Origin of the sequence: Microbacterium sp. K24 (assembly GCF_004794465.1) — a bacterium.
GTDB lineage: Bacteria > Actinomycetota > Actinomycetes > Actinomycetales > Microbacteriaceae > Microbacterium.
Genome location: NZ_SSDJ01000093.1, coordinates 86,724 through 101,320 on the forward strand (window position 1 = coordinate 86,724; position 14,597 = coordinate 101,320).

Consider the following 14,597-nt stretch of genomic DNA (forward strand, 5'->3'; position numbering starts at 1 on the left):
CGCCATGTGGATCCAGATCGTCCTCATCGTCGCCGTCGTCGCCATCGGCGCCGTCTTCATGCGACGCACCGGCGCCGACAGCCATCTCGCCATCCGCCGTCTGCTCTTCGGCGCGTTCGTCCTCGTCGCGATCGTGTCGATCCTGTTCCCGCAGTGGCTCACGTGGGTGGCCAACCTCGTGGGCGTCGGCAGAGGTACCGACCTGTTGCTCTACGCGCTCGTGCTGATGTTCCTCGTGTTCGTGTACACGCAGTCGCGCCGCAACGCCGCGCAGCAGCGACGGCTCACCCTGCTCGCCCGCAAGCTCGCGCTGCTGCAGGCGTCCAGGCCCTCAGAACAGCCCGATGAGTCGGATGCCGGACGCCCGGAGGCCCGCTAGTCGCAGGCGGTGATCCGCCAGAGGCTGGCGTCGCCCTCGCGCGCCACCTCGCTGAATCCGGGCTGACCCTCGAAGCCCGTCATCCCGGGCATCAGGTACTCGCCGGGGCCCGTGCCGCCGATGCCGAAGTCGAGCACGTACTCGGGCGCACCGTAGGCCGCGAGGGCCTCGCAGACCGCGGGGTCGTCGTCGGCGTCCCGCATCGCGGAGGCGAGCGTGTCCCATGCCTGCGACTGCGGCGGGGACCAGGTGCGCGGGATGATGTCGCGGTTCCCCAGCACGTAGGCGAATGCGGCGCCGGTCGACGGGTTCGCGATGATCACCGCGTCCTCGGGGATGAGCTCCGGGAGCTCCCGGAGGAGCGCGTACTCGTCGGAGGAGAGGTAGCTGTCCTGGTCCATGGCGTAGCGGGACTGCTCATCCGTGTCGGCGGCCACACGCAGCAGGATCACGGGGGCCACGACGACGCCGATGATGCCCACCGCGGCCGTGACGAGCATCGCCAGCGCGGCGAGCGGCATTCGGCCCAGGGCGCGAACCGTGGACCATCGGCGAGCGATCGCGCGGATGAGCGCAGCGAGTCCGATCGCCGCGAGGGGCACCACGAGCACGGGCACGATCGAGGCGAGGCGGAAGGAGTCGCCGTACCAGGGACCCGTGAGCACGCGCTTGATCACGGGCAGATCGGTCGCCACGCTGACGACGTAGAGCAGCGAGATCCCGGCCCAGGCGACGACCAGCCACCGCAGGCGGGGCTCGCGGACCGCGACCACGATGCCCACGATCAGCAGCGCGCTCATCCCCCACGCCGCCGGGAGCAGGGAATGGCTGTTGAGGACCACGTCGACCAGCGCACCCGGCACCCCGCGGTACGACCGCCAGAGCACGCTTCCGGCGAGATAGGCCAGTGCGAGCCAGACGATGACGACCGCAGCCCACCCCGCGACGAGGACCACCAGCGCGCGCCGGCGGAAGAGACGGTCGCCGGTGCGATAGCGATGCAGCACGACCGCGGTGAGCCACAGCATCACCAGAACGCCCCAGACGAGGACCGACGACGGCTGTGCGAGCGTCGTGCCGGCGACCGCGAGCACCGCGGCGACACCGACGCCGATCGCCCGGCGGAGCTTCTCTCCGGGAGCCGCGCCCATCCAGGTCCGGAGGACGTTGATCGTGAGCGCTGCTGCCGCAGGCACGACCGCCAGCGAGAGGGCGTACGGGTACAGGACGCCCCACTCGAACATGAGCTGCGGGAACGCGAGCAGGCCGGCCGACAGCGCGGCCGCCAACGCGGTGATCATGCGGTCTCCGCGGCTCGCCACGTGCGCGAACAGCGCGATCGCCAGCGGCCACATCACCGCGGCGATCACGAGCGACACCATGTTGGCGGCGACCGGGATCTGTGCGACATCGACCGCCACGAGCGACGCGACGGCATGCCACGCGGCGGGGTAGAACGACGTGCCGCCGATGAGGCCGGACACGTCGAGAGAGGAGGCGGTTCCGGTCTCCGCGATCCAGCGCAGCGCGTTCAGGTGGAAGACGGCATCGTTCGTCTGCGAGAGCGCGGTCGGCAGGCCCACGTACGTCATCAGGCGCGCCGCGTTCAGGCCTCCGCCGACGATCAGACCGGCGGCCAGCAGCAGGTTCGCTCGGCGGTCACGCCGGGCCGGCAGCGACACCCGGCGTCCGCGGCCGACGAGCAGTGAGAGCCCGTAGAGCAGCGCGCCGATGATCACGACGCCGACGGCCACGCTCAGATGACCCCAGCGGATGCCGAGCAGCGGGTACAGGATCGCCAGGAGCGACAGCAGACCCACCGAGATTCCCGGAGCAGCCGCCCACAGCACGAGACCGCGGAGGCGGAGGATCAGACCGATCAGCAGACCCGGGACGAACACCACGGCCAGGGTCAGGGCGAACAGCCCCGATTGCGCCAGCCAGTCGATGATCATTCGTCGACCAGCGCGATCGCGCCCTCGATCTCACCGTCGTAGACGACCTCGCCCTTGTTGATCACCACGCCTCTGGTGCAGAGCTCTCGGACCATCTCCATATCGTGGCTGACCACGACGAGAGTCTTCTTCTGCTCGATCAGCTCGGCGAACTTGAGGCGGCACTTCTCGCGGAACGGCGCATCGCCGACGGACAGGATCTCGTCGACGAGCAGAACGTCGAGCTCGACGTGGATCGCCACCGAGAAGGCCAGCCGCATGAACATGCCCGAGGAGTAGTGCTTGACCTCCTGATCGATGAACTGCTCGATCTCGCTGAAGGCGACGATCTCGTCGTAGCGCTCCTCGACCTCCTTGCGCTGCATCCCCAGGATGGCGGCGTTGAGGAACACGTTCTCGCGACCCGACAGCTCCGGGTGGAAGCCGGCTCCGACCTCGATGAGTCCGGCGACGCGACCTCGCGTGAGCACCTCGCCGGCGTCGGGCTCCATGACGCCCGAGATCAGCTTGAGGAGGGTGGACTTGCCCGAGCCGTTCAGGCCGAGGATGGCCACCGACTCGCCCTCGTTGATGACGAGGTCCAGGCCCTTCAGGGCCTCGAAGGTGCTGCTCGTCTTGCGACGGCGGATCCAGGCCACGACGGTGTCCTTGAACGAGAGCGCGTGGTTGAGGGTGAAGTTCTTGCGCACGCCGTCGACGACGATGCTGGGGCGAGAAGCGGTTGCGGTGCTCATAGGTCTTGTGCGAACTTTCCCTCGAGACGGCGGAAGACGAGCTGGCCGAGCAGCAGCGTGACCACGGCGATCAGGAACGTCCAGAGAGTGTTCCAGGCGAGGTCCGGCGGAAGCGCCAGCGTGGTGTCCGTGACCGGACGCCAGAACGCGTAGTGGAACAGCTCGACACCCTGGGTGATCGGGTTGAGGAGATACAGGTTGACGAGCCAATCCGGCCATCCGAGCTTGTCCACCGCTTCCCGCACCATCGTCCAGGCGTAGAGCACCGGCGACGCCCAGGTCGCGAGGAGCAGCAGCAGCTCGACGATGTTCTCGGCGTCGCGGAATCGCACGTTGAGCGCGCCGAAGAACAGTCCGATGCCGAGGGCGAAGAGCGACACGATGATCATCGCGGCCAGGGCGGCGAGCACACCGAGGATCGAGACGCTCGGTATCCAGCCCAGGAACAGGCAGACGATCAGCAGCAGCGCGAGCTGCGGGAGGAAGTGGATGAACGCCACGAGGACCGACGAGACGGCGAACAGCTGCCGCGGCAGGAACACCTTGCGCACGAGCGGCGCATTGTTCACGATCGAGGTCGTGGCGTTCTTGAAGGCCTCGGAGAAGAGGTTGATCACCACGATGCCGGAGAACAGGTACACCGGGTAGTTCGGGATGTCGCGGTTGAGGTTCAGGAAGAGCCCGAGAACGACCCAGAACACGAGGAACTGCGCGCCAGGGCGCACATACGACCACGTCCAGCCGAGCACCGAGTTGCGGTAGCGGGTCGTGACGCCCGTCCGCACCAGCAGGTACAGGAGATAACGCCAGCGCACGACATCGATGAGCCCTCGGCTGGTGCCAGGAGTATCGAACTCGGAACGCGGGACGACGGCGAAAAGATCTCGGGTATCTGTCACTGGCCCACTCATTCAGCTGCGGTGGCGGTCGCCACGACGCATCCCAGTATCCTATGGCACCCCTGGAAACGGGCCGAGGACACCCCGGAGGGTGCCCTCGTACCGTAGAGGAAGCCGCTCAGAAGAGCTGTTTCATGATCTGCCAGCCGGCGTTGATCCGGGGCTGGTCGCCGCGCCACGAACCCCGTCCGTCACCGCGGTAGAGGTACATGTCGCCGTTCGCGGCGATTCCGAGCACATCGACGCGGCGATCCCCGTCGATGTCTCCCGCGCTGAAGACGAAGGACATCCCGGCCCAGCCCTGTCCGATGGGCCGAGCGTTGCCCCAGTTGCCGTCGCCGGTCGTGGAGTAGAGCATCAGCACTCCTCCGGTCGTACGACCCATGAGGTCGGCCGCACCGTCGCCGTCGAAGTCGCCGACGCTGAAGAGATCGGTGAAACCGGCCCACCCGCCCTGGCCGATCATGAGACCGGAGCCGGTCGTCCAGCCGCCCTTGCCGTTGCCGCGGTACAGGAGGAGGTCGCCCTTGGAGTCGACGGCGAGCACATCGGGAAGACGGTTCCCGTCGAAGTCCAGGTTGCCGGCGACGCGCAGGAACCCGCCCCACCCGCTGCCGATGACGACGCGCGCCCCGAACCCGCCGCCGGCGATCCCGGGATGCAAGTAGAACACACCTGTCGCGTCGATCTGGCCGATGTCGTTGAATCCATCGCCGTTGAAGTCGCCCATCGGGATCACGCGGTCGGTCGCGGCCCACGTGCCGGGGACGCGGAGCACGCCGCCCCAGTTCCCGTCGCGCTTGAGGCCGTACACGCGCAGCTCGTTCGACGTCGTGAGGCCGACCAGGTCGCCGCCGGGCACGCCGTCGAGGTTTCCGGCACCCGCCGGAAGGGCTCGAGGCGCCGTGACAGCGGGGCCGGACGCGGACGCGTTGAAGCCCTGCCACCCCATCCCGATCGCGATCGCCGAGCTCATGGCCCCGCCACCCGCGCCCGGATACAGCCGAAGCGTTCCCGCGGTGTCCACCGCGAGGAGGTCGGGCCGGCCGTCGCCGTTGAAGTCTCCGGAGTTGAAGACGTCTGTGAAGCCCTGCCACCCGTTACCGATCTGCTTGGAGCCCTTCCACGAGCCGTTCCCGTCGCCGGAGTAGACGTACAGGCGTCCCGCACCGTCGCGGGCGACGAGGTCGGCGCGGCCGTCCCCGTCGAAGTCGCCGTTGCCGGTGATCAGGTTCATCGCGGACCAGCCGGTGCCGACGACGCGCGGGACGACGAAGCCCCCACGGTCGTTGCCGCTCCAGAGCATGAGTCGTCCTGCCGAGTCCGTCGTGAACAGATCGGGGATGCCGTCGCCGTCGAAGTCGCCGGCCGGCGTGGCGAGCACGACGCCCGACCAGTCGCCCGGCAGCGCCGTCTGCGCGCCGAGCGTCGTGGTGCCGTTGCTCCGGACGAGCTGCGCGGCACCGGACGTCTTGATGGCAACGAAGTCGCGGTGGCCGTCGCCGTCGAGGTCGCCGACGCCGAAGAACTTCTTGAGCCCGGTCAGGCCGGTGCCCACCTTGACGCGATCACCCCACGCGCCGTTGAGGAACGGGTATCCCCAGGCCTCCCCGGCCGAGTCGACGCCGAGCACGAACGAGCTCATGTCGATCGACGACAGCGTCGGCAGCATCGAGGTCGGGACCTGCGTGGATCCGAACCAGTCGGTGAAGTAGTTGTAGAAGTTCCGGTTGCCGTGAGAGGAGCATCTGTCGCCCTCACCATACCCGGCCGCCATCGCCGCCGCGTTCGGCTGATAGGGGGTGTAGTAGTAGAGGGCCGACGTCGCCTTGTTGGCGATGTAGACGGGGGAAGACCCGCACCCGCGTGCCGGCTCCGGGTGGTAGAGGATGTTCCAAGTCCTGCCCGGCGCGTACCACTGGAACCACTTGCCCTCCATGTAGATCTGCATCTGGCGTGCAGCGCCGTAGATCTGATGGAAGAAGCCGACGTACTGCGGGTCGCATGGCGCGGTGTCAGGGCATCCCTGCCCGAGCGCGATGTTGAACCGCCCGGGGTTCGGCGAGGTGCTGGTGACCAGGCTCTGCTCCTTCTGGAGCATCACGATGAGGACCTGCGGGTTGATGTTGCACGCCTGCGCCGCGCGGTAGATGATGCGCGCCGCCGATTCGTTCGCGGCCCCCGTGTATCCGGAGCAGTAGGCGTCAGCCGGGCGGGTCACCGTCGTGATCGTGAAGTCCTTGAGGCACACGATGGGGCGGCCCTGGGAATCCGTACCGCCGAGGCAGCGCGACACCTTGCTGTTGAAGAACGCCTGGATCTGCGCCTCGGACATCGAGTTCTTGTTGGTGAACACGGCATCGCTGATGATGTTGCCCGCATTGAAGCCGGCGAGCGTGGTCTTGGCGACGCCTGTCGCGGCGGGGCCGGACGCGCGGGCGACGCTCGCGCCGGCCGTGGAGACGGATGCTGTGGCGGCGGTCGCGGGGGCGACCGTACCGACGATCAGAGCGGAGGCAGCGAGGAAACAGGTGAGGAGTCGGGCGATCCTCAGGGTGTTTCGCGAGCGTGGGGCACGTCGAGACATGTGACCAGTGTGACGGAAGTTGCAGGATGATGCCACTGTTACTGAGAATTTGCTGTAGGGAGTGCGCGTGTCGTGCGGACGCTCAGAGGGTTTTCAGCCGTCACAGATCGGCGTGCAGCCCCCACACCCTCTCGGCGGAGCTCGCCCAGGAGAATGCCCGCGAGCGGTCGGCGGCGAGCACGCGCAGGCGCGCGCCGCCCGCTCGCGATGCGTCGGCGAGGGCATCGGGAAGCTCGGTCTCCGACACCAGCACTCCACCGTCCGCGATCACATCATTGTGCGAGCCGCTGTCGATCGCGACCACGGGGACTCCCACCGTCATCGCCTCCACCGCGCGCCACGGCCATCCCGCCACCGGACTCGTCGCGGCGAACGCGGCGGCGCCGGCCAGCACGGCCGCGCGGTCCTCCGGCACCAGCGCGCCGCGGACGTGAGCGCGCCGTTCCGGCAGTCCCGCGATGGACGCCAGTTCGGCAAGTCGCGGCTCCGACCCCTCCGGCGCATCCAGCACGACCGCGTCGAGACCGGCGGCGACCGCGCCGCGGAATCCTGCTTCGAGCGAGGCGGCGCTGCCCGTCAGCACGACATACTCCGCCGGGATCGACAGCGACGCGCGCCGCTCGTCGGCGTCGACGGGTGCGGCGAAGCCGCGGGGCGGCGCGCCGGCGATGACCCGCACCCGGTCGCCCACCCTGGCCAGCTCGGACAACCGCTCGGCGACGGCGTGCGACGGCACCACGACGGCGTCCGCGTGCTTCACCGCCCGCTTGAGCATGGCGCGCTGCCATCCCACCGCGCTCTTCGACAGCAGCTCCGGTGCATCCCACGCCTGCAGATCCCAGACCGTCACGGTCGTCTGATCGTTGTCGTGCACGCGATCGTGGCGAACGAGCGGTGCCATCAGGCTCGGCGCGTGGATCAGGCCTCCGCCGACTCCGGGGGCGATTCCCATCTGCCAGGCCGCAGCCAGTTCTCGTCGGCCGAGGTTGAGCGTGCGGACGTCGGAGACGCCGGTCACCGTGACCTCTGCGCCGGCGGGGACGATGGCATCGACGGTGCAGCCGGAGGGCGCCGTCGCGACGAGTCCGATCGTGAGATCGACGGCCGCCGAGGCGTGGTCGGCGTCGACGACATGCACGAGCTGATCCAGAACCACACGCAGCCGAGCACCCATGGGCTCAGGCTATCCTCGCGGCGCCCTTCTCCCGCGGAGCCTCGCCCCCGCGCCGCGCGAATATCAGGTTTCCCACAGCCTCCGATCTCCGACTCGGGCGCGGTTCATGCTTGAATGCTCACGTGAGCGACGGTCGACTTCCCCGGCGGCGCCGATGGGTCGGCTGGACCGTCGGCATCGTCCTGACGCTTCTCGTCGTGGCGATCGGCTGGGTCACAGTACGCGGGATCGGCGCGGTGAGCGACCTGCAACAGGTCGCCAAAGGCGCGTCGCAGCTGAAGGCCGCGATCGCCGAGGGCGACCTCGACGGCGCCGAGCCGATCGCGTCGAGCATCGCCGGGAACGCCCGCTCGGCGCGCGATCTCACGTCCGATCCGGTCTGGCAGGCGTTCGGCGTCATCCCCTGGCTCGGACCGAACTTCCGGGCGGTCAGCGATGTCGCTCAGATCGCCGACGACGTGTCCGCCGATGCACTCACTCCTCTTCTCGACGTCGCGGCCGACTTCGACCTGGCCGGCCTCGGCTTCACCGGCGGGGCCATCGACCTCGCTCCCTTCGCCGAGATCGAGAAACCCCTCGGCACGGCGAGCACCGCCCTCACCTCAGCCGAGCAGCGTGCCCAGCAGATCGACGCGGACGCGACGCTCCCGCCTCTCGCCGACGCGGTGCGGGAGCTGCGCTCCTCCGTCACCGAGGCGGCGACAGTGGTCGGATCCCTGCACGGTGCGTCGGTGCTGCTCCCGACCATGCTGGGCGGCGACGGCCCGCGCAACTACGTGCTGGCGATGCAGAACAACGCCGAGGTCCGCTCAGCGGGCGGGATCATCGGCTCCATCGCGCTGCTGCACGCCGAGGGGGGCCGGATCACACTGGGCTTGCAGGCGTCGACCACGGACTTCCCCGCACTCGACACCGCCCTTCCCCTCAGCGACTCCACGATCGCGCTGTTCGAGGACCGCCCGGGGCGATACCTGCAGAACATCACCAGCATCCCGGACTTCTCCGACGCGGGAGCGACAATCGCGGCGCGCTGGCAGGGCCGGTTCGGCGGCGAGGTCGATGGCGTGATCGCGGTCGACGCCGTGGTGGCGAAGCACCTGATGGCCGCCACGGGAGACCTGACGTTCGGGCCGTTCACCGCGACGCCCGACACCGTGATCAGCATCCTGCTCTCCGAGATCTACGCCGCCATCCCCGATCCGGCCGTGCAGGACGACGTCTTCGCCCAGGCGGCGAGCGGCCTCTTCTCGGCCGCACTCTCCGGCGGCGATCCCAAGGCGCTGATCGGCGCCCTCGCGGAATCGGCGGGCGAGGGCCGCATCCGCATCTGGAGCGCGCACGCGGACGAGGAGGCGGTGCTGGCCGGCTCCGTCCTCGGCGGCACCATTCCCGTGGACAGCGCGGATGCCACCTACGTCGGGGTGCTCATGAACGACGCCACCGGCGCGAAGATGGACTATTACACGCGCGCCTCCATCACCACGGCCGTAGGCACCTGCCGAGGAGAGGAGACGACGCAGGTGCGGGTGACCTGGACGAACACCGCGCCGGCGGATGCCGCGACCTCGCTGCCTGCGTACGTCACCGGCGACGGCGTCTACGGCGTTCCCCCGGGGTCCGTGGGCACCCTGATAGCCGTGTACGGCCCCGAGGGTTCCACGCCGTCGCATATCGACCGCGACGGCTCCGAGGACGGCGTCCAGACGACGACGCTCGGCGATCGCTCGGTCGTGCAGCACGATGTCGTCCTGGCCCCCGGCGAGTCGACGACGATCACCGTCGACTTCCAGGGCGAGGGCGCCGGCGAGAGGCTCACCGAGGCTCTCGTCACCCCCCTGATCGAGGCTCCGAAGATCTCCCGGGAAGAACTGCGCTGCGGTTCGTGACATTCGCCGCTGAATAGGCTACTGTCGACTCACTGGGGAATATCTGGGCTCTGTCTTCCTGCCGTGGGGGCAGGATGAGCTCACGCAGTCGAATGCAGGGGTGTGTTCGGGTGCGATTCCGCGTGAAATTCTGGGGAGAAATCATGCTGAAGAAACTGGCTGCCATCAGCCTTGCCGCTGGCGCGCTGGTATTCATCGCGCCGACCGTTGCGACCGCCGCGCCTGCCGTGCCGGAAGCAGCGTCCGACTCCTATCCGTCGCCTCCTGGCGTGAAGGTCGATGATCCGATCATCGACATCTGCGAGGTCTCGACCATCGTCTTCGGTTCCGGCTACTTTCTGCCGTCCGAGAACGTGAACGTGTCAGTGTCGGGTCTGAACGCCGGAAACTCGGCGATCTCGGGCAACACCGCTGCCGCCGACGGCAGCATGACGCTGACGTTCCGTCCGCCGTCCGACGGCGAGGGCTCGTACGCCATCGCCTTCGGTGGCTCGCGCTCGTACACGGCGACCATCACGGTCTCGCACGGACACGACGCCGCCGTGAGCTGCGACCACGATCCCGCGGTTGCGCCCGCCGGTTCCGAGCTGCCTCTGAGCGGCGACGGATTCGAGCTGGCACTCACCGGCGGAAGCGTCTCGCCGTGGATCCTCGGAGGCGGAGCAGTCGCTCTCGTCGCCGGTGGAGCTCTTGTCGCGACTGGTGCGGCCCGCCGCAAGCGCGCCTGAGTCTGGCTGCCGCCTCGTGCGGTGGTCGGCTGGACGACGGTGATCCCTCCCCCTCCGATCACCGTCGTCTGGCGAATCCGGTGGCCGCACCGGAAGCCCACGACCTCTTCTTCTCGAGGAAGACGGTCGTGGGCTGCGGCGTGCCCGGGGGTCGAACGCCGCTGAGCGCGCTCCGCTGAGAGCGCTCAGCCGAGGGATCTCCGATGTGGGAGCTTCTGATACGGGACCTCCGTAGAGGGAAGCCCGATCAGGGCTCGGGCGTCGGCGTCTCCGTCGGAGGATGCAGCGCCGTCTGGATCATCTGCTGGATGTAGACGTAGTCCGGCTGATGCTCATCGACTCCCGATTCCGGGGTGAGCTCGATCGACGTGACCGGCTGCTCCTTCGCCTTGAGCATGAGATCGAAGAACTCGGGCAGCTTGTCCTGCGGAAGGTCGGTGCTGATGAGCGCCGTCCCGGCCGCCGCCACCTCATTGAATCGCGTGAGCACTGTCTGCGGAGTGAACTGGGCGAGAATCGCCTCCTGCAGCTCGCGCTGCCGCTTCATCCGGTCCCAGTCGCTGGTCGTGTAGCGCGAGCGGGCGTACCACTGCGCGGTGTCGCCGTCCATGGTCTGCTGGCCGGGCTCGATCCAACCGATCGCCCATTCGTTCACGTCCGTGCCGTGCCAGTTCTCCGGCGGGCCACCCTTGGGAAGTCGCTCGGTGACGTTGATGTCGACGCCGCCCAGGGCATCCACGAGCTGGGCGAAGCCGTGCATGTCGACGAAGACGTAGTAGGGGATCTTGATCCCGAGCACGCCTTCCGCGGCATCCTTCGTGGCCTCGATGCCCGGGTCCGAGCCGTGTGCGACGGCATCGGGGTACAGCCCCGCACCCTGGTCCTCACGGCAGATCTCGGCGGCGTTGCGCACGTGGTTCATCCACCCGTTCCAGCCGCAGGTCGACGAGCCGTGCCCCTCGAAGCCGTTGGGGTACAGCGCCTGCATCGGGCTGCCCTCACTGAACGGAGCGTTCGGGAGCTCGCGCGGGATACCCGTGATCGTCACCGCGCCCGTGTCGGCGTTGACGGACACGACGGAGATGCTGTCGAACCGCATCGAGTCGCGTCCGTCGCCGCTGTCGGCGCCCAGGAGCAGGATGTTGTAGTACCCGTCATCCGGCGGAAGACTCGGACCGCTCTGGCCGAAGATCGAGGAGATGGTGCTGCGGGTCGATCCCACGACCGTCGCCGCGTATCCCGCGCCGCCACCCACGAGACCGAGCAGCAGCAGCGCCACCACCGGAATCGCGAAGCGCGAGGCACCGGGAACCTTCACCAGGCGCACGAGGCGCAGCGCGTCGAAGGTCAGCACGATCCAGAGCACGACGTAGCCCACCAGCAGCACCTGCACGATCGTGAGCACCGCCGCCGAGAAGAATCCGCCGCCGATCGTGAGCCACAACAGGACCGGCCTCGCGAACAGGGCCAGTCCTGCGGCGACGATCACGAGCAGCCAGGCGAGCAGGGTGGCCCCCAGACCGAAGCGCCCGAGGCGCCGGTTTCCCGCGAGGACCTGTGCCGAACCGGGCACGAACAGGTTCAGCGCGACCAGCCACCAGCCGCGCTTTGCCATCATCCCCTGATCGGAGGAGTCCGGATGCCGCAGCGGCCGGGTCTCGATCAGCGGGCGCCCGGTTGCGCGCGGGGGCGCAAGGGTCACAGCGAGTCCTTCAGCCGTTCGTTCTTCTCCTGGACCTGCGCCTCGAGGTCGCGCGCGAAACTCTCGACGCGATCGGCGAGGTCGGGATCGGCCGTGCCCAGGATCCGCGCGGCCAGCAGTCCGGCATTGCGCGCGCCGCCGATCGATACGGTGGCGACCGGGATGCCGGCCGGCATCTGCACGATCGAGAGCAGCGAGTCCATGCCGTCGAGATACGCCAGCGGAACGGGAACCCCGATGACCGGCAGCGCGGTCATCGACGCGACCATCCCCGGCAGATGAGCCGCTCCCCCGGCCCCGGCGATGATCACGCGGATCCCGCGGGCTCTGGCCTCGCGGGAATACGACATCAGCTTGTCGGGTGTGCGATGGGCCGAGACGACCTCCACCTCGTGCGGGATGCCGAAGTCCGTGAGCGCCTGGGATGCGTCGCTCATGACACGCCAGTCGGAGTCGGATCCCATGATGACGCCGACCAGCGGTGCGGCGGCGGAGTGCAATGGCTCGGTCACCAGATCAGGCTACGGTCTGCTGCTGGGAGAAGCCCCCAGCGGCACACCTGTTGACCGGTGTCCGAGAGTCAGTCGAAATGCGCGGCGGCGGCCCTGGCCTCGTACACGACGTCGTCGAGGTCGTCACCCGATACGTTCACATGGCCGACTTTGCGGCCGGGGCGTGGCGCCTTGCCGTAGGTGTGGATCTTCGCGGTGGGATGTTCCGTCATCGCAGCGGCGAATCGCTCGTCGAGTGTGCCCTCGGTGGGGCCGCCGAGGATGTTCACCATCACCGACCACGCCGAGCGCAACCCCGTGCTCCCGAGAGGAAGATCGGCCACGGCGCGCAGATGCTGCTCGAACTGCCCGGTGACGGCGCCGTCCTGGCCCCAGTGCCCGCTGTTGTGCGGGCGCATCGCGAGCTCGTTCACGAGGATCCGCTCGTCGTCGGTCTCGAAGAGCTCCACGGCGAGCATGCCCGTCACGCCGAGGCCTTCGGCGATCGTCCGGCCGATCTGCTCGGCGACCCGGGAGAGGCGTTCCGTCGCGGCCGGCGCCGGCGCGATCACCTCGGCGCAGACACCGCCGCGCTGCACCGTCTCGACGACCGGATAGGCGACGGTCTCTCCACTGGGGCGACGCGCGACCTGCTGCGCGAGCTCGCGGACGAAGGGCACGAGCTCCTCCACCAGCAGCGCATCCCCTTCGGCGACGGCGTCCAACCAGTCCTGGGCTTCTTCGGCCGCGCGGACGACCCGCACGCCCTTGCCGTCGTATCCGCCCCGGGGCGTCTTGACGACGCCGCTGCCGTCGTGCGCGTCGAGGAAGGCCTGCAGCTCCTCCGCGTCGCGCACCGCCGCCCATTCGGGCTGCGGGATGCCGAGCTCGGTGAGGCGCGCGCGCATCACGAGCTTGTCCTGCGCGTACTGGAGCGCGTCCGGTCCCGGGTGCACCGCGACGCCTTCGGCGACGAGAGCGCGCAGCACATCCTGGGGCACGTGCTCATGGTCGAACGTGATCACGTCGACGTCGGCCGCGAAGGCCCGCACGGCATCGATGTCCCGGTAGTCGCCGACGGCCGTCGCCGCGAGCTGAGCGGACATGCCGTCGCCCTCCGCGAGCACCCGCAGGTCGAGCCCGAGTTCGACCGCCGGAGCGATCATCATCCGGGCCAGCTGTCCTCCGCCGATCACGCCCACACGCAGCGCCATGTGCCGCCTCCATTTCGTCCGCACCCATTCTCCCGCACGGAGCCGGTCCCGTTCGACACCTGCGCGCCGCACTGCGTCGGCGCCGCCGGGTCAGACGATGCCGTGACTTTCCGTCGCGCCCTGCGCATCGCGGTGCGCGAGGATCTGGCCGACCTCGATCTGATCGGCGAGCGTCTCGTGCACGAGGGTGACGTTCGGCACGTTCGGCAGGCGCAGCGGCGCGTCGACGCCGTTCGAGAGCGTGATGGTCCCTGCGCCCCACAGCCGCTGCAGTGGTCCGCGGCGGACGGCGATCGTGTATCCCCTGGCGTGCGACATCTCACGACGCTGACGCGCGCCGATCCCGTGGTGAGCGATGACTCGGCGCGTGGTCACTGTGGTGCTGCGGGAGAACCAGACGAGGAACGGCACCACCACCGCGAGCAGCACGAGAACGCCGGCGGCGGTCAGCAGCATCCAGTTCTCGAACCCTGCGGGCAGGTTGTCGTAGAAGAACGTCGTCGCCCCGAACGCGGCGATGAGCACGAGCGCCGACCAGAAGAGCCGGCGGGCGTGGCCCCGGAAGCGTGCGATCAGCAGTTCCTCGGTCGGCGCGCCGGGCGGCGGCATCACCGGCCGGCCTCCGAGCGTCACGGGCTGAGTCACCCCACCATTGTGCCCGTGATCTGCGACATCGCGGTCTGCGTGACGGCGTGTCAGATCAGGCCGGACGCACGTGGACGACGTCGCCCGCTGAGACGGCGTGCACCGACCCGTCCGCCGAGACGAGCAGTCGGCCCTGCGCATCGAGCGCCGTCGCCACACCCTCGAGCAGCCGTTCGCCGGGAAGCGAGACGCGGACGGCCGGA

At 69.0% G+C, this 14,597-nt stretch carries 12 protein-coding genes and 1 pseudogene; 3 read left to right on the top strand and 10 right to left on the bottom strand.

Annotated features, from left to right (window positions below; translation table 11 throughout):
* The first annotated feature begins 4 nt into the window (after positions 1–4).
* Positions 5–379, top strand: coding sequence for a DUF2304 domain-containing protein (locus DW306_RS08395; protein ID WP_136055162.1), 375 nt, complete (start codon positions 5–7; stop codon positions 377–379).
* Here the strand turns inward: DW306_RS08395 and DW306_RS08400 are convergent.
* The 5 genes from DW306_RS08400 to DW306_RS08420 form a co-directional block, all read right to left on the bottom strand.
* The gene (locus DW306_RS08400) at positions 376–2,334 is read right to left on the bottom strand and encodes a DUF2339 domain-containing protein (protein WP_136055163.1); all 1,959 of its coding nucleotides are present in this window, start codon (positions 2,332–2,334) and stop codon (positions 376–378) included. The two genes, DW306_RS08395 and DW306_RS08400, sit on opposite strands and share 4 nt — an antisense overlap.
* On the bottom strand, positions 2,331–3,068 hold the full coding sequence (locus tag DW306_RS08405; protein WP_136055164.1) for an ABC transporter ATP-binding protein: 738 nt from the start codon (positions 3,066–3,068) through the stop codon (positions 2,331–2,333). Before DW306_RS08405 ends, DW306_RS08400 begins: the two co-directional genes overlap by 4 nt.
* The gene (locus tag DW306_RS08410; protein WP_240747116.1) at positions 3,065–3,967 is read right to left on the bottom strand and encodes an ABC transporter permease; all 903 of its coding nucleotides are present in this window, start codon (positions 3,965–3,967) and stop codon (positions 3,065–3,067) included. Before DW306_RS08410 ends, DW306_RS08405 begins: the two co-directional genes overlap by 4 nt.
* 118 nt (positions 3,968–4,085) lie before the next feature.
* Positions 4,086–6,554 (bottom strand): FG-GAP-like repeat-containing protein, encoded by a 2,469-nt coding sequence (locus DW306_RS08415; RefSeq protein WP_136055166.1) that lies wholly within the window; start codon positions 6,552–6,554, stop codon positions 4,086–4,088.
* Between the two features lie 100 nt (positions 6,555–6,654).
* The gene (locus DW306_RS08420; protein WP_136055167.1) at positions 6,655–7,728 is read right to left on the bottom strand and encodes a glycosyltransferase; all 1,074 of its coding nucleotides are present in this window, start codon (positions 7,726–7,728) and stop codon (positions 6,655–6,657) included.
* Between the two features lie 122 nt (positions 7,729–7,850).
* Between DW306_RS08420 and DW306_RS08425 the strand changes: the two genes are divergently transcribed.
* The gene (locus DW306_RS08425; protein WP_136055168.1) at positions 7,851–9,614 is read left to right on the top strand and encodes a DUF4012 domain-containing protein; all 1,764 of its coding nucleotides are present in this window, start codon (positions 7,851–7,853) and stop codon (positions 9,612–9,614) included.
* Positions 9,615–9,757: 143 nt separating this feature from the next.
* Entirely contained in the window at positions 9,758–10,342 is a 585-nt protein-coding gene (locus DW306_RS08430; protein WP_136055169.1) for a hypothetical protein, read from the top strand.
* Positions 10,343–10,589: 247 nt separating this feature from the next.
* On the opposite strand, the gene DW306_RS08435 is transcribed toward DW306_RS08430, so the two are convergent.
* The 5 genes and pseudogenes from DW306_RS08435 to DW306_RS08455 form a co-directional block, all read right to left on the bottom strand.
* Entirely contained in the window at positions 10,590–12,044 is a 1,455-nt protein-coding gene (locus tag DW306_RS08435; RefSeq protein ID WP_136055170.1) for an LCP family protein, read from the bottom strand.
* Positions 12,041–12,508 (bottom strand): 5-(carboxyamino)imidazole ribonucleotide mutase, encoded by a 468-nt coding sequence (gene purE / locus DW306_RS08440; RefSeq protein ID WP_136055176.1) that lies wholly within the window; start codon positions 12,506–12,508, stop codon positions 12,041–12,043. Before purE ends, DW306_RS08435 begins: the two co-directional genes overlap by 4 nt.
* A gap of 116 nt (positions 12,509–12,624) precedes the next feature.
* Positions 12,625–13,749, bottom strand: a complete 1,125-nt coding sequence (locus DW306_RS08445; protein ID WP_136055171.1) for a 5-(carboxyamino)imidazole ribonucleotide synthase — start codon at positions 13,747–13,749, stop codon at positions 12,625–12,627.
* Between the two features lie 90 nt (positions 13,750–13,839).
* Entirely contained in the window at positions 13,840–14,358 is a 519-nt protein-coding gene (locus tag DW306_RS08450) for a PH domain-containing protein (RefSeq protein ID WP_136055177.1), read from the bottom strand.
* Between the two features lie 91 nt (positions 14,359–14,449).
* A pseudogene (locus DW306_RS08455) lies at positions 14,450–14,597 on the bottom strand (biotin--[acetyl-CoA-carboxylase] ligase); the annotation flags it as partial.